This is a genomic window from Rhizobium leguminosarum (genome assembly GCF_004123835.1).
GTDB lineage: Bacteria > Pseudomonadota > Alphaproteobacteria > Rhizobiales > Rhizobiaceae > Rhizobium > Rhizobium leguminosarum_M.
Window position 1 is genome coordinate 251,596 of the sequence record NZ_MZMU01000019.1, and the last position, 20,049, is coordinate 271,644.

The window sequence follows — 20,049 nt, forward strand, 5'->3', positions numbered from 1 at the left end:
CCAGCAAGCGCGCATCGTCTCCGTCATCCGCGAGCTCCTTGACCGGCCTGGTGACGCGCCCACTCGATTCCATCTTCGAGCGATGTTGCCTTGTATGAAAGGTCGGTCCCGCCGGAGAACGCATTCATGAAGCGGCGGATCTTTCCGTAGCTGTTGTCCAGCACGGCATGCGGCCGGCCAAGCAGCAGCGAGCAGATATGGACGTGCAGGCGATCGGTAACGATGGCGCGGGCACGTGAAATCTGGCTGATGCCGCGCTCGAAGCGGTTGTGCGCTGCGGCGTCCAGCTTGCGCAATGCCACTTCGCTCGGCTTCAGTGCCAGGAAAGCCGAAGCTGCCCCTAACTTCTTGGCGATATCAACCTTGCGTTTCGACTCGGTGATCCAATCTTCCACGGGAATATCGGAAGGGATCTTGCGATCGGTGCCGCCAACCCGTTCCGCATCCTCTCGCAGCATAGCGAGGACGGAAATTTGCGTTGCCCTGTCCGGCAGCGGCCCGATGGCGAAGGCCATGTCGGGGCATAGCCGGACGGTGCAGTCGAAGTGCTTCTCGGAAAATTCCTTCGATTCTTCATCGCGCACCAGCAGGACGAAATTCTTGTGACGCGCGATTGCGCGTGCGGATTGCTCGATGCGCTCAGGTGAACTGTAGTGGATAGACTGCGGGAACTGGACGATCTGCCGATCCGGGAAACGCTCCATGATGGCTTCGCGGAAATCTTGATGGGAAACCCAGATGTCGCCGAAATTGCCGCCGCCATGAATGAAAATCGGACCGGTCGGCACGCGCTTTTTCAGCTCATCTGCGGAAAAGTCCGCCGTTCTCGAAACATAGTCCGGGCGTTTGCCGAAGCGATCCTTCAGATAGGCCATTTCGCCCAGCCAGATTGCGGAGTCGCCGCAATTGCGGATGTCGGGGAAATCGAGGATTGCAAGCGGTTCATCGCGTGAGACATAGTCTTTCAGGCAATCATGGATCATACCATTAAGTTTTGCGATCAGCTCCGTTCTGGATTGGCTGGTCATTCTGCCTCTCTTGTTGATGTTCGTTTTAGCTTTTAGGCCGACTTGGGTAAGGCCATACGTTTGGCTTTTGACAGGAACTTGACAAAGATACGCTGAACTTCGGTTTCCGGGCCATTTGGCTTCTTCATCGCGAGCCAAAGGACAAAGCTGGAACCGACATAGAGAATACCGCCGGTGATGACCAGTATGGCCAGATGGAGAGCCAGGCCCAGCTTATCGGTCGGCATGTTCAGGACATGTGACAGTCCCCAGATGCCGGCGGCCATCAATGCGACGCTGGCAAGCGCGCGGAAGTTGGCTCCGAGTTGCTGGAAGAACGGCAGGCCGATCAGTCGCTTGACGAGAAGCATATTGACCGTGGTGGAAATCAAACCCGTCAACACACGCGCATAGACGACGCCTGGAAGTCCGGCAATCATCAGGCCGACGATGATGATGGGAACGCGGACCACCAGCATCTGGGCGTCGCGGATGAACAGCAACTTGGTATGACCCTTTGCCATGCCCAACGGCTGGACGAGTGAACCGAGCGTCTGCAGAGCAAAGACCGATGCGAGCGCCTGGACGATAAAGATGGCTGGAATCCATTTCTCTCCCAAGGCGAGCCGCATCATCGGATCAGCCACGACCGCCATGCCGATTCCAGCCGGAAGCGCCACCGCAGCCAAAAGCGCCTGCGCGCGCTGATAGGCTGCGATCAGCCGGACCGGGTCGTTGCGTACTCTGGAAAAGCCCGGATAAATCGTCTGGTTCAACGGTGCCGTGGCCTCACGGGTCGGCAGCGTCGAAAGGGTGTTGCCGACGGTATAGTGGCCTAGCTGCGTGGCACCCAACATCTTGCCGATCAGCAGATACTCGATCCGCCAGTTCAGCGTGTTGACGATCTGTCCTGCCGTCAGCCAAAGCGAGAACGAGAACAATTCCCGCGCATGCCGGAAGGTTATGCGCGGCCAGAACGGCAAGACGGTATAGGAAACGATGATATTGGTAATCTGATAGGCGAGGGTGCCGAGAACAAGAGCCCAATAGCTCTGGTAGATCGCAGCGATTGCCACCGTCACGACGAAGCCGACCAGCTTTTGCGATACGTTGAGAACGAATTCCTGCCAGAAGATCAGATCACGCTGGAGCATGACGCGACGTGGATTGGCCAGGCCGCTCAGGAGCAAGCTGAAACTCAAAGCAAGCATGACGCTTGTCAGCCGGGGCTCGTTATAAAATTCGGCAATTGGAAAGGCACTGGCGGCAAACAACAAAGCCAGGATCGCGCTTCTTGTCACGCTCAGCGTCCAAACCGCGCTGAAATGAACCTCGCTCGGGTCCTCGTGGCGGATGAGCGCCTGATTGAGCGAGAGTTCGGTGACGGAACTCAGGATGACCTGGATAGTCGTTGCAATGGCAACGAGACCGAAATCGGACGGTGCGAGGTACCAGGCGAGAACGAAGGTGCTGAGCGCCGAAAGCCCGTTGACGATGGCGCGGGACAGGCTCAGCCACATGCTGCCCTGGATCAGCCGGTCGGTAACACTGCTCATGGTCGAACGGCTCCACACCTCAAGGACACTGACCGTTCAAGCGGGCCGAGCGCCCATCCAAAGTACTTCTCCCCCTTGCGGGAAGAGAGGGTGTTGATGAAGTTAGAAAGGATCATGCCTTATCGCCTCGTCACGAATCGGGTTTGCAGGATCACAGGACGCTTGCCGTTTTCTTGGAAAAATCCTGCTTCAGCCGATCCAGTTCCAACAGCATTCTGTTATGCGCATTTACCATGGACTCGTCGGAACTCAGTTGTCCCGGCTTCTCTGCTACCCGCTGCAGCGTCTTGACCGTCGACCCGAAGACATAATTGCCGGTGAGCTGCCGGATACGGCGGTGGCGGAACGTTATGTTCTTCAAAAGATAGGTGTTATTCCGTACCAGTGACGCGCCTGCTTCGACGACGTTTGACGGGCCGATCGGGTCGAAGTCGATCTCCAGATCAAGCGCACTTGCCCAATCGTACCACTTGGCTCGGTTCCCAGGCGCGATCGGCCGGATCGCCCGCCAGGGAACGCGCAGCGCGTCTGAGATAATGCAGCCGTGCATCGCCTCGGAGACCACTTTATGCGATGCGCTGATTTCGGTCAGAACCTTTTCCACCGGCCAGCGCGGATCGATATAGTGAATGCCTGCGAGCTCGCAGACCTTATCCCAACTGCCGTACATGGCGCTTTCGTAGTGCGGCATGAAGGAGATCGGGTAACGCTTTTCGATGCTTTTCGCATCCCAGCAGCTGCGCGTGAGGATGCCCGAATCGCCGATGGCGTAGCTCGGATCGATGCCGAGGACCTCGGCTGTCTTCTTTCCGCGCACGAAATAGAAGGTCCAGTTGCCGTCGACTTTCGGCGGGTTGGTGTAGCCGCCATAACCCGAGCCGAAGACGATCTTCTGCATGTTCGGGTCGAAATTGTCGTAGAGAATCGAGCCGATGCCGAGAAAGAGCTGGCTTTCGTCCTCATCGAAGAAGCCGGGCAGCAGACGCTCCCAGAGCCAATGGTTCAGTTCGTCGCCAAAATTCTCGTGTTTCCCCCGGTAGGCAAACATCTTCATCGTGCTTCTCCAGTCGGCAAGTGCGTCACGATCTGCGAGACCGTCTCGTCTTCGCGTGCCATGCGTCCGTAACGCGAAATGATCTTGATGTCGCTGCGGATAATCTTTGCCGGATTGCCCGCCACGAGCGAGCGCGGCGGCACATTCTTGGTCACCACCGAGCCCGAGCCGATGACACATTCATCGCCGATCTCGACGCCGGGCAGAATGATGCTGCGGGCGCCGATGAAGCAGCGCTTGCCGATCCTCGTGTGCAGGTAGAGCCCGCGTGTGAGATCGTGGGTGAGAATCGCAGCCTCAAAGGCGACGTAAGTTTCCGCGCCGATATGCAATCCCTTCGGGTTGGTCTTGTCGAAACGAACGCTCAAGGAAAAGCTTGCCGTCGGATCGATGTCCATTCCCCAGAACTTCGTATAGTAGAGCCATTTGGCCGTCACAATGCTGTTCCGCAGCGGCCGAAATACATTCAGTCCCCACTTCGGCTTTTTTCCTGTCTGCACCATCAAGTCCGACCCCGGCTGGAAAATTCGTCTAGCACGGAACTGTAATAGTCCTCGAGCATCCCCGTTTGGCGACGTAAGTCGAAACGCTCGGCCACCAGAAGCGGTGCCCGCGCGCTAAAGGCTGTCCACAGAGCCTGGTCGTTGAGCAGCCTTCCGACTGCCTCGGCCATTCCCGCGACATCCCGCTCCTCCACGAGATAACCAGTTTTCCCCTCTTCGATCGCTTCGCCCACGCCTCCCGAGCGAAATGCGACGACCGGAGTACCGACGGCTTCCGCCTCGAGATTGGCGAGGCCGAAAGCTTCGGCGTGACCATTGTCGAGGGTCACGCTTCCATGAAGATAAAGCTCCGCACTGGCGAGCAGATCTCTTATCTCAGTCTGCGACAGATTTTCATGGATCGTGACGCTTGGCAAGGAACGACGCGCCAGTGCTTCGATTTCCTCCTTCAAGGGACCCTGGCCGACCATGACGAATTCGACTGGGGTGCCGGCGGCGGCCACGCGTGAAAGCGCATCGATCATGAAACGATGGCCCTTATAGTCGACGAAGCGGGCAATTGAAACCACCAGCCCTTTTTTTCGCGGACGAGGCTCCATTTTGAAGAGATCGAGATCGATGCCGATATGATGGCGATAGACGCGTTCGGCACGAAAGCCGAGCGCCAGCAGCCGGTCGCGGATGAAATCGGAAACGGCGATGTTCCAGCTGTTCCAGCCGGCCATCTCGCTCCGGCCCTTGGCGAAGAAACGCACCTGATTGAAGCCGCCCGGCTTTTTCGGGTCGCCGCGATAGGTGGCATCGAAGCCGTGGAACGTCGTGACCAGCGGCTTGCCGGCGGCGCGCGCCAAGGGGCCGATGACGTACCCGTTCTTGCCAAAATGGGCGTGAACGAGATCGGCTTTGCCGATCGCGGGAAACAGGAAGGGAAGGCCGATCTGCGGGATTTTCAGAAGCAGTTCACCGGCCCGTGCAACGGGAGACCGACGGATGTCATGAACCGGAACAGTGGATTTTTTTGTGTGGGCCGAAGAAATTCGCGAGCCAGCAAGGATTTCAGCTTCGAAAGAACGAAACGCTACCGCCTGGTTGAGAACAAATGCCTGGCTGGCAGGCAAAAATTTTTCCACATAAATAACGGCTTTTTTCATGAATCTGTTTGCGTCTCCGTTGTCTTGCGCATCACATCGCCTCTATTGCCCGCCGGATACCGTCAACCGCACTTCTTGGCGCATTGTTTTCGTCGTAAAGATTAACGCGCTTCGTGCAAGCCGCAGCGGGGTTGGTCGCTTTCTCATCGGGCTCGCCGTATTTTTCCGACATGCCCCATACCGTCACGCCTTTCAAGTCACCATGTTCGGCGGCAACGGTAATCACGTCACTGAAAATATCGGCGTAGGATGCCGGCGTGAAGGCTTTGTCGCGGTTTAGGAAGTGGCAAGACGCATCCAGCTCGGTGATGAAAACGCCGACACCCATGTCCTTCAGCGCCGCGCAGAAGCGTCCCATTCCTTCCGGATCGATCCGGTCGAGGCCGGGGCGGAAATGCGCCTGCAGACCCACCGCATTGATCGGCGTTTTTTGGGCGACGAGATCCTCGACGATTTTCAGGATGCGCGCGCGCTTCTGTTCGAACACGTCGGATTTTTTCTCCAGATGCGTTTCGTTGAGCACCAGCGTCGCGCCGGGATTGGCCTGGTGCGCCATGTCGAAACTCATACGGATATAATCGTCGCCAAGCAGGCGTCGGAAAACACAATCCCGCAGATCCGGTGCATCATACTCCAACGGTTCGTTCACCACATCCCATGCATCGATCGAGTTCTTATAGCGAGTGACAACCTGTTTTATATGACGGTTCATCGTCGCCTGAATGGTCTTTGCGTCGGTGATATCAGACACCCAGCCTGGGACGCGATACCAGATCAGCGTATGGCCATAAACCCTCATGTTGTTTTTGCGTGCAAATGCAACCATACGGTCGGCGCTGCCGAAGCTGAAAACACCCGGTCTCTTTTCCGTCGCACTCCACTTCAGTTCGTTTCGCGGCGTTATTGAATTGACGTTGTCGATGTAGATCTCGGCAGCGATTGGATCGTTGATGTTTTGCAGGTCGATTGCCGATCCGAATCGGAACGACTTCCTGTCAGCAAGGACGCGCAGCCCTGCAGCGGCAGGCACCTGGGCTAGGGCCTGGCCCGTACGGACGTACAACAGAGCGAGCGGAACCGAGGCGAGGAAACGTCTTCTATTCATTCTATCTCTCACTGTTAGCTTTTTTCATGTCCGCGGTGGAATTTGAAAGGCCGGACTCGTCGGCACCGATCCATCACGAGATTCGCGTTCAATTCAGCAGGGTAATACAACCTCAAATATACTTCACCGGCAGGGGATATTGTTAGTGCCTGCTAGACTTTTCAGCATACTCCAAGATATAAACCGCTCGGGGAGGGCGCTCGTGATGGAAGATTGGTCCAGCTATCTAATGAGCTATCTTCACATGGCATTTCAAAATGCCGTTTTTTTTATGGCGACCGTTCGAAGCGGTGTCTCTTCTCGATGACTGGCAGTTCGCGGTCCTTGCTCTCGGCATCATCGGCATCATTTTCCTCCCGTTCGCAGCGCTGGTCAGAATGTCGTGGCGGTTGCGCCGATCGGAGGTCGTCATTCGCTCGCTGAACGAAGACCTTGCTCAAGTCACGCAGGACCTCAATGTCGAGCGTGTCTGGCGTCTGGCGGGTGGGGACAGCACCGAACGGCCGAGTGCGGACAGTTTGAAAGAGCTCTACAAGATAATGGCCAGACATCACGACGATGCTAGTCACATGGCGTGATCAGTCCGTGCGTGGCATGAAGCCGAAGACCTAACGCCGATATTCCTGACTTTCAGCCGGCGCTTCGGTATGGGGAGGCTTGGAGATTGATTCCGGTTGCGCGCTGTCGATCTCGACTGCGGGGTCCGGCAACGGCAGCCATCTTCTGCCGGAAAAATAATTTCTTGTACTTTTCTGAGGTCCTGAAGTTGCATCCAGCGAGAGCGTGAAGTTGTAATTCCCGGGATTGAGCACCTCGCGGGTGAAGCCGATACTGGCTCCGAAGCCGTCTTCCTTGATGTCCTTCAGATTCTTGATTGCGTTGAGGGTCTCGTGAAAATCGAGCCATTGCGGTTGCCGCAGCATGATTTCGAAAATTCGCAGAATGCCGGGATCGAGCTGGCCATTTTCATCGGTCTCGGGATTGATGATTTTCACGCGCATATTGTTGATCGTGCCGGCGGCGTCGCCGCGAACGATGACGAAGATGGAGCTCGGGAGCTGATCCTTCTCCCGCTTGCCGCTCTGCTCGAAAAAGCATTCAAATGTATCGGCGTTGAAACTCGCCGCCGCCCAGTCGCTGGTTTCGATGCCGGCATTGCGCAGCGCCGCACACATTGCGGCGCCGGATATTCGCCATGTCCGCAGGAAAGTCGACGCGCTCTGTACCATCGGCGGTTCGATGATATGCAATGGAAGCGTGAAGGTGGCCGGTGGTGTGGGGCGGGGAAGGGCTTTGGGGGGAGGCGGTCTGACCTCCTGGGGAAAGAGATCGAAGCCAAAATAATGGCCAACCGTCTTTAGGTGTTTCATGTTGTTGGAAAGCAGCACCGTTCCCATGACCAGCGAGAGGGAAATCGTCAGCAGCAACCAGAAGACCACGGGAACCCGCGGTTTCCCCACCGGCTGTTTCGCATATGCGGACGACGAATTATCGGGCAAGCTTGTCTTCTCCGGCGCGCGAGAAGGGGTTTCGATCGGGCTGTCTAAATCCAGCAGTATACATTTATCCGTTAAATATCTTTGGCTTCTTGTCGGCAATTGGGCACCTTTGTGCCTCGTCATCAGGAAAGGGCGCTACAGATTTCGGCGGAGGCGCCGTAACGCCATTTCAATCGGGGATCTCTAATGTAACGCGGACAATCGCAGTGGAAAACAGCCGATGATCTCGCCATTTGGCCTATGAATTGACCTTTTCACATTCGCTTCCTTCTGGTTTCTGAAGGTTGTTTTTCGTTCTCATTATAAGATCGATCAATTTTCTAGGATATCTCCAGTAATTATTAAATATAATTCCCAATTATATTTTATATACACCTCATTTTTGGCGCATTTTCACGCAAAAGTTTTGTTTTTTATTATAAAACCATAGATTATATTTTAATTATCCCTGAAACTTGGCGGGTTTCATCAAATTTTCGACGTATTCTTCGATAGGGTTGCCGCCCAATCGCCGAGGGGGAGGGACATGTCCGTCAAGCTAGACGCAACCACCTATGTTCACGCCAAACCGACAACCGCGCACGCCTATATCCTGCCCGCCGTGCTCGACGTGCTGGATAGCCATTTCGACGGTTCTCTCGAGAACGACATCTTTGATTTGGGATGCGGTACGGGCGGGGCGGCAGCGGCTCTTGCAGGAAGGGGATATTATGTCGTCGGCGTCGATCCTTCCAGTGATGGCATCGCCAAGGCCAATGTCAATTATCCCGAACTACCGTTGAATGTCGGCTCGGCCTATGACGACCTTTTCAGGGAGTATGGCACCTTCAATGCCGTCATCAGCCTGGAGGTCGTCGAACATGTCTACGATCCGAAGGCTTTCACGTCGACGATGTACGATCTCGTCAAGCCGGGCGGCATCGCTGTCATGTCGACACCCTATCACGGTTATCTGAAGAACCTTGCCCTGGCTGCGATGGGGAAAATGGACGACCATTTCATGCCGTTGAAGGAGCATGGGCATATCAAGTTCTGGTCGAAAAACACGCTGAGTACGCTGCTGCTCGATGCCGGCTTCGACAATGTTCGTTTTGAGTATGTCGGAAGGATTCCCGTTTTCGCCAAGTCGATGATCGCCGTTGCGCAAAAACCTCTCAGAGAGGGTGTCGGAGCGGCAGTGATTTCGGATAGCATTCGTCGGCTGCGAAGTGCGGGATAGAGAGCGCGGGTGCACCCGCGCCAAATGGCGCTGCTGCGATAATCCGCAGGTTGTTTTTTACTGTGTGCGCTGCTGAAAAAAATCCTTACGAAATATTTACTTTTAGTTGCATTCTTGCTTAAACTCTCCATTATACAGCCAGGCGGGCTGATAAAGCGGGAGACTTATTCACATGAAGGCTAAATCGCCGAATTCGATTGATATCTATGTTGGCAACCGCGTGCGCGTTCGACGAAAGACGCTCGGGATGACCCAGAACGGCTTGGCCGAACTTCTGGGCATTACCTTTCAGCAGATCCAGAAATACGAAAAGGGAACGAATAGGATAGGCGCCAGCCGTCTTCAGCGCATATCCGAAATTCTTCGCGTGCCCGTCGGCTTTTTCTTCGAGAACGGCGGCTCCGGGCCGATCGACGCCGCGACGAATGAATTGAACAGCTTTTTGTCCTCGAAGGAGGGGCTGGCGCTCAACAAGGCATTCATCGCCATCGAGGACCCGAATATCAGGCAAAAGCTTGTGGCGTTGGCCAAAAGCCTGGCAGTCGCGGGATTGCCTGACAGTGACAGTGAGTTGCAGGATTCGGTTGTGAACAGCTGAGGACGGATCGTGCTTCATCTGCAGACATTCGGCGATCTGCGGTTAATCGAGACGAATGGCGACCCGGTTCGCTATCCGATCAAGGGGCTGTTGATGATGGCCCATCTCTATGCCGGCGCGAGCCATGAACTCAGCCGTTATGAATTGGCTCAGTTTCTATGGAATGACGTCGAACCCGAGCTGGCGCGGCTCAATCTGCGCAAACTGCTTTCCCGCATCCGCGAGACAGACGGCGGGCGCGCCGAAATGCCCTTCGATTTCACCGCCACCACCGTTCGTCTCAACATGCAGGCAGTTTCCTGCGATCTGGACATTTTTCGCGCCGGCGGTTCGCCGCTGGAGCGGCTGAACGCGATCGCCGAACTGACCCAGCGTGGGTTCATCGGAAATATCAAACCAGCGACAAAGCTGATAGACGCGTGGATCAGGGCGCAACGGGATGCTCAGACGCTGCAATTGCGGCAGGCATTGCTGGATGCGTTGCCGGATGCGCAAAAGTCCGGCGCCGCGCGCTCCATTTCCGGCGCCGCCTTGCAGATCCTCGAACGAGATCCGAATGACGAGCAGGTCAGAGCCCTGCTGCACCGGCTATCCGGCGGTTCGTCCCTCAGCGAGAGATTGCCGAACGGCGACGGCCATGCCAGGCTACAGGTGAACCGTCCCGAGGCCGGTGATGAGACAACTGCCGACATCGAACGCGTGTCGCCGGCGTCGTTGATCCTACCTCGGCTGGTGCTGCTTCCCCCGACATCGAAACATGCCGATGCCGGGCTTGCGCTTGCCAACGCCCTGATCGAAGACGTCACGATCGAACTCTGCGCGCTCAGAAACATTTCCATCGTAGCACCCCATACGGCCGGCCAGATCCGCCGCGACTCCGAGAAGGCTGCCGTGGTCGCCCGTCACTCGATCGCCTATCTTCTGGATACACGGCTTTCCGAAGAGGGATTATTCGCCCAGCTGGTTTATTTTCCTACGGACGAGATCATCTGGGCCAATCGATTTACGATGACGCCCGATATATTGCCGCGTCAGAGACGGCTGATCGCGCAGCAGTTGACCATGTCGGTGGCCCGCGAGCTGGCTGAAAACGAGGAAGAGCGCTTAGGCTTCGAAGCCAATCCTCAGGCCTATCACGCCTATCTGGTCGGCTCGAGCCTGATGAGCAAGTTGACATTGCCGCATATCCGCCGGGCACGAAAAGCTTTCAAGCAGTCGCTGTCGCATAAGGCGGATTTCTCTCCGTCATTTACCGGGCTGGCGAGAACCTTCACCAGCGAGTGGCTCGTGAGGGCGCAGGGAAACAATGAGCTGCTGCATCTGGCGGAGCAGAACGCGCTTCGGGCCATCGAGCGGGATCCGGCGTCGGCGGCGGGCCATCGCGAGCTTGGCGTCACCAAACTCTATCTCGGCGATGTCGATGCCAGTGTCGCCGCACTTGATCTGGCGGAACAACTCAGCCCGCATTTTGCCGATGTCATCTACAGCCATGCCGACACGCTCGTACATGCATCCCGCCCTGGCGACGCGCTCGCCAAGATCAAAAGAGCGATTTCGCTCAATCCGATCGCGCCTGACGCCTACCTCTGGTGCGCTGCGGGAGCGAGCTTCTTCCTGGAACAGTATGAGGAGGCCATCGCCTATGTCGAGGCGATGAAAGACAAAGCGCCGGCCCATCGCATCGCTGCGGCCAGTTGCGCAATGATCGGCGATCGAAAACGGGCGCTCTTCCATCGGCAACGGGCCGAAAGCATCAACCCGGTCTTCGAGGTCGAGAAGTGGCTCGCCATCGTTCCCTTCAAGGAAGATTGGCAAAAAGAGCTTTATCGGGAGGGCCTGCTGAAGGCCGGTTTTTAACAATAGCTGAGGGGCATTACATGGCGAAAGCTGTCATTATAGGTATACCTGGTGAGGCGGGTCTCTGGCTTGCCGATCTCGACGCGGGTACGGTCAAGCCTCTCAATCCGACGGGGGAATTGGCGACTGCAAACGGCCTTCGCAAGGCCGGCGGCACATTCGTGAAGGGCGTCGACCTCGCCGTCGCGGTTTCCTCGGCGCAGGTTGCCCTTTCCGGTCACGTCGACGGCTGAGCCGGCATTCTGACGCACCGCTCCATATATTCCGACAGGGTTATGTCGCCGCGGGAAACCCTTTCCCGCGTCGAACCTCTTTTGGCCGGGTTCGGCATTACCAGGGTCGCGCGACATACCGGACTGGACGATATCGGAATCCCCGTCTGGTGCGCATACGCCCCGAATTCTCGCTCGATCGTGATTGCCCAGGGAAAGGGCCTGACCGATCTCGATGCCAAAGTATCCACTGTCATGGAAGCCCTCGAACGGGCGGTCGCCGGCGAACCCTCCGTCGATCTCGTTCACGGCACCTCTTCCCGTCTGCAGGCCATGGGGCACAGGACCGACGCGCTGAACTGCCTGACCGCTCTTCATAAACCCGATCTCGGACCGGACGAGGAGACGGAATGGGTTGCCGGCGTCAATATCCTCACCGGCGAGGAGGTCTATATCCCCTTTGAAGCGGTGGTGCTCGACCGCACAAGGGACGCGCGATACTGGATGTCGTCGGATGGCCTGGCATCGGGAAACAATGTCGAAGAGGCGATCTTTCACGGCGTCCTGGAGCGTATCGAGCGTGACGCCCATGTGCTGTGGCAGGTCGGCGGCGAAGCGGATCGCTATGCCGGCTGCGTCGATCCCCGCGGCTTTAAGGACGACGCCTTGGACGGGTTGATCGACAAGATCGAAACCTCGGGATTGGCGCTCAGGCTCTTCGATATCACCAGCGACATCGGGATCCCCTGTTTCACTGCCATGCTGGGTCCTGGGGATCCCGTGCTTGGCTTCCGGGATATTCGCGGAGGCAGGGACATTCGCCTTGTCGAGGTGACCGGCGGCGCCGGCGCTCATCCGTCTCCTGTGCGCGCGGCCATTCGGGCGGTGACGGAAGCCGTGCAATCTCGGCTGACCTATATCAGTGGAGCCAGAGACGATATTTCTCCCGCAACTTTCTCACGATGCCTGCCGCCGCTGATGCGGCAGGCCTTCGATGCGGTTGCCGCACCGCCCGCTGCCACTATCGGCAGTGACGGGGTGGCAGGACATCGGCAACAGGATCTGGCGCACTTGCTGCAGCATGTGCTCGACGCGCTCCGAAACAGGCGGATCGCTTCGGTGATCGCCGTGCGCCTCAGCGACGACACGCTTCCCTTCAGTGTTGTCAAGATTGTCATTCCCGAGCTCGAAAATCCGGAGGGGGAGCGCGCCCGGCGGTTTGGAACGCGGGCGCTTGCCAGGGCAATAGGGTTTTGAAGCTCATTTTCGCAGGTCCCAGTCTTCCCGATGCGGCGTTGCTTGCCGGCGAGGGGATATGCGTCCTGCCGCCTGCCACGCAAGGCGATGTCCTGGCTGCGGTGGAGCAGGGTGCCAATGTCATCGGCCTGATCGACGGCGGCTTCGAATATGCCGCACCGGTCTGGCACAAGGAAATTCTCCATGCTCTGTCGATGGGCGTCGCGGTTCTCGGGGCGGCAAGCATGGGCGCGTTGCGCGCTGCCGAATGCCATCCTTTCGGCATGATCGGGATCGGCCGCATTTTCGAAGATTATCGCACCGGCCGGCTGGTCGACGATGCCGCCGTCGCGCTCACGCACGCGCCGAGCGCGCTGGGCAGCAAGCCGCTGACGGTACCGCTCGTCAATGTCAGCGCAACGCTCGATGCGATGGAAGATCGCGGACTGCTGGCCAGTCGGTTGCGCCAACAGCTCGAAGATGCCGCAGGCGCGATATTCTTCAAGAAACGAACGTGGCGGACGGTCGTCGAGCAGTGTGCGGGGCTGGCCGAGCCGGATCGTGCGGACCTGCTGGCGGCACTTCTGTCGAATGCCGTCGATCAAAAACGCATCGATGCCTTGGAATTATTGAAAGCCGTGCAGGAAGTCCGCGACATTCGCTCGAATGCCGATCTACCCTGGAAACTGCACGACACCCCGTTCCGGACCCGCCCTGCATTGTGAAACGAAGCCGGCAATTGTCACCGAGGGTTGTGTCACGCTTTTTTCACGGGCTGGATCACCTCCACACGCGTATCATTCCTTCAATTCATTGGAGAAATGGGGCATGGGCGTGACATCGGTTGTCAAGATAGAAGCAGACCAAGGGGCGGAAGACAGCCTGGAAGAGCTCGTCGCGTTGGCGCGGATGATCGCCTATGCGCGACAGGTCGCCCAGGATGTCAAACTGCAGTTCGCGACGAATTGTCTCGACCTTGCGCTCGAGGCCGTGAAGCAGGAAGTGGGGGAGGGTTTGACCAGGGAACTGGGCGAATTGAGTTCTCCGGTGCCGCAGGTGAGTGTGAGAAGTCATTAGTACGGCGCGTCCGATCGCACGCGCCGGGAACACTCCACCGCTTCAAACCCGCGCATAACCCCGAAAATCAACTTCGATTTTCGGGGTTATTGCGTGCGCTCGTGCGCAACCGAGCAGTCGCCAATCGGACCGGGGCCGTTTGTTTCAATCGTCGGGAGATAGCGGGCTGAAACGAAAGCCCGGTGTGTACCGATGCTTGGCGTTTCACTCTCGGGCTGGCGTCAATTTGTAGGCTAAAGCATGTCGCGCAAAAGTGTGCAGCGGTTTTGCGACAACGACATGCGCAAAAACAAAGACCTAAAGCGCCAAGAGCGAATCTGAAAGATTGCGACGCGCTTTAGCGAAGCCCGGCTCGTTGCCTGGCTGGGTGGTTGAAGTTTTTCTGGAGCTATTCGACATTCCATCCCATGGACGGCTTCGAAGCGAGGGGTAAACGATCTCGTTGACGTTGCCTCCGGGCAGGGAGGCGGCGCGATTTCGACTCAATGTCTTCTGCACGACCAGCCGATTGGCGGCCGACCCTTCATCTTAATGGGTCAGGTTACGCTTCTGGGCCAGCAGCAGAATGTAGTCGTCGGCGATGTCGGCGATGGCCATTGCGACTTCCGCTGGATCGCATCCCTCGACCTTTGTATTTGCAATGAACTGATAAACCGCCTTCTCGATCTGCTTCCGGCAGATCATCACGCGCTCATCGTAACCAAATTCCGGAATCTGCGATGCTATATCACTCATCAGGTCGGCTCCCTCACTACTTACAGTGACCATGACACAAATTATAAGTTGAGCAAGCAAATGCTTTATGAACGGTTAATTCGCTGCCGAGGTGCGACCATTTCGACACAGGTCAGCCATGTCACGGGGCCTCCGGCGTGTTGAATCAGGACTGGCCAACTTCGCCCGCGCATATCGGTTGTCGTATCGGGAGGATCGTCAAAGAGGGCAGGCATGTCTGGCGCCGCGAGTTTTGCCTCGGTATTTCACTTGGCGAGTACAGGCTCATATGCCGACCTTTGAAGTGACGGACCGAATGCTGTTGGCTGAATTGGTCGGTGCAAGGTCGCAGGGAGTTAAGGAATGTCTCTATTTATCAATATATTACGTTTTTCCCCAGGAGCGTTGAATTGCATCGGCAACTTTTCGCCGCGCGACCATTCCAGGATTGTTAGGCCATCGGTTGTAACAATCTCACCAATGATGCAGGCAGTTGCCGGGTCGTTGATGACCTCGGGTGGGAAGTAGCTTTTGGTAGATCTTCTGTTCTTGCGTGGAAGGTAATGCCGATGCTTTTGAAAATTTATGCACAATAGGTCAAGATCGACAATTGAGTGCAGCAAGTAAAAATTTATCAAAAGGTAAAATTATGAATTTCAGACAATGGTTGTATTTAAAAATCAATTATAAGACGATTAAATTTTTGTATGATAGTAATCGTAGGATGTCTTCTTCTTTATTGTGGCAGGGATACTTATGAAGTTCTATCGGATAATAATCTCGACTTGATGACGAATTTTCTGCCCCCATAATTTCATTGCGGATCCGAAAGCATCCTCGGGATGAATTGAAGAGTCGGTCGAAATATTGGCAAAAGAGAACCAAACTTTGATCTTGACTTGCCGATGGTGGGGATTTGCTGATCACACCGATCTCAACAGCATAACATCGCCATCCGAGGTAAAATCTATTTATGCCGATGCAGCGATAACGGTTGTGGCAACCAGCCAAAAAGCAAAGTCGAGGACCCGCCGGGGTGGGTGACGGGTCCTCCGGTAGGAATGCTTGCACGTGCGTAAGCATGATTACAGTAAAAATCGGTATTGTCACAGATCATTATTGGGGCGATTGCTTTTTTCATAACTCGTTCGCTTTTTTACTAATTGCTATTCTGCTTAAATATCAAAGTTTGTAATAGAGGTAGCGGAGTAATCGCTACGCCGATTGAAGTGATGGGTTGTTAAACCTTTAGATTTTTGAGCAGCCGAGCGAAAAACTGCCGTCAGCGTTGGCGCCACCAACAGATATGTAGCCGGCAGGCATCAAGCCTCCTGCGACGAGATCGCCGCAGAGCATTCGCCAGATCGATCGATCTCCGACAAGCGCCTGAACAATGCCTTCGTCCTGAATCGTGACCAACCGCCAACCAATGGGACGAGTGGGTCTATCTCTTCGAATTTTCTGAATTTTTTTCCCTTTTGTTCCCTGACCGGCCAGGCTTTGGACAATGTCCTGCGTGCGGCTCGGTCGGCTTTTGAAAGGATCAATTTGAATAGGATGTCGGAAGCAAGCATTGGGCTATGATGATAAATGTGCTTGAGCGAGGTCGCGGCGCGGCGCCAATCTTTCAAGGCGGCAAATTTTGAAAATGCATAAAGATGCGCCGACGCGCGGGCGCAGTTGGCGACAAAAGTCGGAAGCTGTGGATTGCGGGCGATACATTGCTCGGTCACAGCCAGAAGCGATAGCGCCATTTGCGACCTGTCGGAAGACATGGCTGCTGAATGAATACGATATCCCACTAGACCCAACGGCACCGCCTCGATCTTGAAATTCTCGGCTGTACGAAGTTCGAAGTCGAAATCCTCGCATCCTCCGATACCCTGCCTGGCATAAGTTGAATCGTAGCCACCGATCTTCTCAATGACAGCGCGGCGAACCATGAAGCCGCTGCCATTGCCGACGAAGCGAAATACGAGATGACGGGTGAAAATGGTGTCCCTGGCATTCAGTGACGAACCGGATCTCGTGCAATATCCCTCGGGATCGATGAGACGGTGAAGGGCATAGACCGCGCCCCAGGTACTCGGCAGGGGATGGAGAGCCGAAAGCATTCTTTCGATATAGGTCGGATGCCATAGGTCGTCGGCATCGAGGAAGGCGATATAGTCGGATTTCGATGCTTCAATCCCGGTGTTGCGGGCCGCGGCGACGCCGCGGTTTTCAGTCGAGACAATCCGGATTCTTGGATCACTCGCGGCAAAATGGCGGCAGATCGAGGCTGTCTCGTCCGTCGAGCCGTCGTCGACGATGACGATCTCCAGCGCCCTGTGGGTCTGGTCGATGACGGACTGGAGCGTCTGGGCAAGGTAGTTTCTGGCGTTATAGGCGGGGATCACGACGGCCACCCGAATCCCGGACATCGTTGAAATATCCATCTCCGTCACCCGAGCTTCGACGTGGGAGCGGGAGGGCGGAGATCGATCCGATTCTTCATCAGCCTGGCGACAGCGGGTCGATGGCTAACGACGATGAGCGTTCTGCCGGCATCTTCTTTCATCGCCGAAAACACCCGCATCTCGGTATCTTCGTCGAGCGCGCTCGTCGCTTCGTCCAACAGCAGGATCTGAGGCCGGCCGGCGAGCGCGCGCGCCAGGCCTATGCGTTGCCTTTGTCCGCCCGAAAGCCGGATCGCCTCGTCGCCCAGCCATTCATCGAAGCCATACGGCAGATCGTTGATGAACTCCGTTGCGCAGGCCACATCGGCCGCCCAGCGGATATCCTGCTCCGAGATATCGCGACGAAACCGGATGTTGTCGAGGACTGTGCCCTCCATCAGTTCAACGTCCTGACCCGATACGGAGAGCAGCTCCAGCCAACTGGAACGGTCGACGGTTGCGAGGTCCCTGCCGTCAATGGTGATGATGCCTTGGGTCGGCGGGTTGAGATCGAGAATCATGTTGAGGATTGTGGTTTTGCCGGAGCCGCTCGGCCCCGTCAGAGCCGTCGTTTCGCCTGCCCTGATCGAGAAGCTGAGATCGTGAACCGCCGGTGCGTTCGCCCGCTCATAGACGAACGAGACCTCGTGGAAGACGATCGCCTCCGCCAGGCGGGTGACTTTCTCCCCTTGCGAGGTCAGTTTGATATCATCCCTCTCTGCAAGCAGCGCAAGGACGTTCTGCAGCGACGCTTCCATCTCGTAAAGGCTCAGGATCTGGGAATCGAATCCCTTGATATGCGGCTGAAGCCTGTAAAGAAGGATGGTGGCCGAGAGCGCCGCCTTGAAATCCACCGGCAGGAACTCCGAGGACAGAATGATCGTCAGGATGACCCCGAAGGTCAGTATTTCGCTCAGAAGCGAGGTCGTCGCCCCCATCCAGTCCGACCGGCGCCAAGTCTGGCCGACGTCGCCGGAAAGTGTTTCGAAGAGCTGCTGATGGCGCTTCTCGAGGCCGAAGCTTTTGACGGCCTTCAAAGTCTGCAGCGTTGTCCAGCTCAGTTGCGTCAAGGCTTCGACGGCAGCCAGAGCGGAGGCGCCGAGACGGCGGTAGGCACCGGCGAAGAAACCCAATGCGAAATTATGGATGAAGCCGAAGGCGAGCCCGAGCAAGGCGATCGGCCAGGCCATGACCAGCATGCCGACGCCGAAGATCACGATCGTGCCGAAATTGACCCCCAGACGGACCAGGCTCGCATGGGCCGACGACACCGCGTAGGATTCGGTGGCGATGACATTGATCAGGTCGCTGCGCTCATAATCCTGAAAGCGCTGGAAAGGCATGGTCAGGACCTTGGCGTAGAGGCGGTCCCGCATGCGGTCGCTGATCCGGTGGTTGACCGCGCTTGCAATCAGCGAATTGGCGCATCCCAGAAAAATCCGGAACAGGATCGAGCCGATCAGAATGCCGATCAGCACAGGCTTGGAAAGACTGAGGTCGATACCGCCGAAAAACGCCGGAAGCCATGCGACGGCGGAGCCGGAGACGGGATCTTGCTGACCGAGAAGAAAGACGAGGCTGACCAGAAAGGTGATCCCGACCATTTCCGAGAACCCCGTGAGAATGCCCAGGACGATCATCACCGTCATCTTGAGCCGCAACGAGGGGACGAGTTGGCGAAGCTCACGGAAGCGAGCCGCGACGACCAGGTAGGCGCCTGTCGGTTTAGGGGAAGTTGGTTTTCGAAACCTATTCATTGCCGGCCGTCCGTGAAGAGGTCGGGCTGATCGCCTGCTCAACAGGCACGGCCGTAAAACGATCGCTGAATGCCGTTCCGGTTTGCGGAATCTCCGCGGTGAAGCGTTTTGTTGGCCGGGCGGGCTTTCCGAGGACACGTCTTGCCATCTGGATGCCCTGGCGTTTCGTCTGGCGCCAGCCCTGCCGCATGCCATAGAGGATCATCTGCGGGATGTATTTTCTTGCCATGATCGGCGCCAGCTTGCCGACCTGTGCATAATCGGCGTCGAGAAAGGCCTTGTTGAAATACCAGTGCGCCGTGTTGAATTGGGCTGTTCGGATATCCCGCGCAAGCTGCGGATAGCGCGTGATGATCGGGGCCATCACCAAGCTATGGGACTTCAGCATGCGATAGGCATTGCTGGACATGTTTCCCCTGGTGAAGCGATAGCCTGTGAGGAAATCGGGAACCAGGGCGAAGGGCAAGATCTCGGCGAGCGCCAGATAGAGCTTGAGATCCTCACAGCCTTCGGCGCCATTGTCGCGCAGGCCGGCGTCATAGCCGCCGCAGCGAAGAATCTCCGCCCGCGGCATCAAAGGTGTGCTGCCATTGCCGATGAAGTTTTCCCGCAGCAGCGGCTCGAATATATTCCCCTCATGCATGACCGGCCGTGAATGGCCGAAAATGATGCCGATCTCGTCGATCGCCGCATACCAATTATAGGCGACCCCCTGTCCGCCGGGCAATTTCCTCAGCGCCAGAAGCTGGCGCTCGATCTTCTCGGGATGCCACACATCATCGGCATCGACAGGGGCTATATAGGGGCCGCGTGCCTCCCTTATGCCGTGGTTGCGCGCACGCGCAACCCCGCCATTGTCCTGGCGGAGAACCCGGATACGGCGGTCAGTCAGGCTATAATCGCTCGCAAGTTCGAAGGTCCCATCCCGCGATCCGTCGTCGACCACCAGGATTTCGAGCTTGTCGTAGGACTGGCTGGAGACGCTGCTCAATGTTTCGGCAAGCGTTTTCTCGGCATTGTAAGCCGGGATGACGACGGTGATGAGAGGGATAGCTGCGCCTGATAT

Annotated in this window: 18 protein-coding genes and 1 pseudogene; 8 read left to right on the top strand and 11 right to left on the bottom strand. The window is 56.7% G+C overall.

The window, feature by feature from the left end; translation table 11 throughout:
• Positions 1–23 precede the first annotated feature (23 nt).
• The 6 genes from B5P46_RS28080 to B5P46_RS28105 form a co-directional block, all read right to left on the bottom strand.
• On the bottom strand, positions 24–1,028 hold the full coding sequence (locus B5P46_RS28080) for a polysaccharide pyruvyl transferase family protein (protein ID WP_003561855.1): 1,005 nt from the start codon (positions 1,026–1,028) through the stop codon (positions 24–26).
• A gap of 32 nt (positions 1,029–1,060) precedes the next feature.
• Positions 1,061–2,563, bottom strand: a complete 1,503-nt coding sequence (locus B5P46_RS28085; protein WP_129421580.1) for a lipopolysaccharide biosynthesis protein — start codon at positions 2,561–2,563, stop codon at positions 1,061–1,063.
• A 151-nt stretch (positions 2,564–2,714) separates the two neighbouring features.
• Complete coding sequence (gene pssM, locus B5P46_RS28090) at positions 2,715–3,617, bottom strand: exopolysaccharide glucosyl ketal-pyruvate-transferase (protein ID WP_129421581.1); 903 nt, start codon at positions 3,615–3,617, stop codon at positions 2,715–2,717.
• Entirely contained in the window at positions 3,614–4,120 is a 507-nt protein-coding gene (locus B5P46_RS28095) for an acyltransferase (protein ID WP_003542119.1), read from the bottom strand. Before B5P46_RS28095 ends, pssM begins: the two co-directional genes overlap by 4 nt.
• A complete protein-coding gene (locus tag B5P46_RS28100) occupies positions 4,120–5,271 on the bottom strand; it encodes a glycosyltransferase (protein WP_003542111.1) in 1,152 nt (383 codons plus the stop codon). The genes B5P46_RS28095 and B5P46_RS28100 overlap by 1 nt, the downstream gene beginning before the upstream one ends.
• Before the next feature lie 31 nt (positions 5,272–5,302).
• Positions 5,303–6,376 carry an endo-1,4-beta-xylanase gene (locus B5P46_RS28105; protein ID WP_129421582.1) on the bottom strand — a complete coding sequence of 358 codons (1,074 nt, stop codon included), beginning with the start codon at positions 6,374–6,376 and terminating at the stop codon, positions 5,303–5,305.
• A gap of 139 nt (positions 6,377–6,515) precedes the next feature.
• Here B5P46_RS28105 and B5P46_RS28110 point away from each other — a divergent pair.
• Positions 6,516–6,954: pseudogene (locus tag B5P46_RS28110) on the top strand (hypothetical protein).
• Between the two features lie 30 nt (positions 6,955–6,984).
• Here the strand turns inward: B5P46_RS28110 and B5P46_RS28115 are convergent.
• Positions 6,985–7,875, bottom strand: a complete 891-nt coding sequence (locus B5P46_RS28115) for a DUF6030 family protein (protein WP_129421583.1) — start codon at positions 7,873–7,875, stop codon at positions 6,985–6,987.
• A gap of 526 nt (positions 7,876–8,401) precedes the next feature.
• Between B5P46_RS28115 and B5P46_RS28120 the strand changes: the two genes are divergently transcribed.
• From B5P46_RS28120 to B5P46_RS28150, 7 genes are all read left to right on the top strand, one after another.
• The gene (locus B5P46_RS28120) at positions 8,402–9,094 is read left to right on the top strand and encodes a class I SAM-dependent methyltransferase (RefSeq protein WP_129421584.1); all 693 of its coding nucleotides are present in this window, start codon (positions 8,402–8,404) and stop codon (positions 9,092–9,094) included.
• Between the two features lie 172 nt (positions 9,095–9,266).
• A complete protein-coding gene (locus B5P46_RS28125) occupies positions 9,267–9,692 on the top strand; it encodes a helix-turn-helix domain-containing protein (RefSeq protein ID WP_129421585.1) in 426 nt (141 codons plus the stop codon).
• A 9-nt stretch (positions 9,693–9,701) separates the two neighbouring features.
• A complete protein-coding gene (locus tag B5P46_RS28130; RefSeq protein ID WP_129421586.1) occupies positions 9,702–11,549 on the top strand; it encodes a peptide antibiotic resistance protein in 1,848 nt (615 codons plus the stop codon).
• Between the two features lie 20 nt (positions 11,550–11,569).
• Positions 11,570–11,782: a hypothetical protein gene (locus tag B5P46_RS28135; protein ID WP_003561841.1), complete on the top strand. Its 213-nt coding sequence runs from the start codon at positions 11,570–11,572 to the stop codon at positions 11,780–11,782.
• Positions 11,783–11,824: 42 nt separating this feature from the next.
• Positions 11,825–13,018 carry a YcaO-like family protein gene (locus B5P46_RS28140; protein ID WP_129421587.1) on the top strand — a complete coding sequence of 398 codons (1,194 nt, stop codon included), beginning with the start codon at positions 11,825–11,827 and terminating at the stop codon, positions 13,016–13,018.
• Positions 13,015–13,722 (top strand): TfuA-like protein, encoded by a 708-nt coding sequence (locus tag B5P46_RS28145; RefSeq protein WP_129421588.1) that lies wholly within the window; start codon positions 13,015–13,017, stop codon positions 13,720–13,722. Before B5P46_RS28140 ends, B5P46_RS28145 begins: the two co-directional genes overlap by 4 nt.
• A gap of 103 nt (positions 13,723–13,825) precedes the next feature.
• The gene (locus B5P46_RS28150) at positions 13,826–14,074 is read left to right on the top strand and encodes a hypothetical protein (protein ID WP_129421589.1); all 249 of its coding nucleotides are present in this window, start codon (positions 13,826–13,828) and stop codon (positions 14,072–14,074) included.
• 528 nt (positions 14,075–14,602) lie between these two features.
• Here B5P46_RS28150 and B5P46_RS28155 read toward each other — a convergent pair.
• From B5P46_RS28155 to B5P46_RS28170, 4 genes are all read right to left on the bottom strand, one after another.
• Positions 14,603–14,809: a hypothetical protein gene (locus B5P46_RS28155; RefSeq protein ID WP_003542083.1), complete on the bottom strand. Its 207-nt coding sequence runs from the start codon at positions 14,807–14,809 to the stop codon at positions 14,603–14,605.
• Positions 14,810–16,110: 1,301 nt separating this feature from the next.
• The gene (locus B5P46_RS28160) at positions 16,111–17,235 is read right to left on the bottom strand and encodes a glycosyltransferase family 2 protein (protein ID WP_129421590.1); all 1,125 of its coding nucleotides are present in this window, start codon (positions 17,233–17,235) and stop codon (positions 16,111–16,113) included.
• Entirely contained in the window at positions 17,232–18,983 is a 1,752-nt protein-coding gene (locus B5P46_RS28165) for an ABC transporter ATP-binding protein (protein WP_129421591.1), read from the bottom strand. The genes B5P46_RS28160 and B5P46_RS28165 overlap by 4 nt, the downstream gene beginning before the upstream one ends.
• On the bottom strand, positions 18,976–20,049 hold the full coding sequence (locus B5P46_RS28170; protein WP_129421686.1) for a glycosyltransferase family 2 protein: 1,074 nt from the start codon (positions 20,047–20,049) through the stop codon (positions 18,976–18,978). Before B5P46_RS28170 ends, B5P46_RS28165 begins: the two co-directional genes overlap by 8 nt.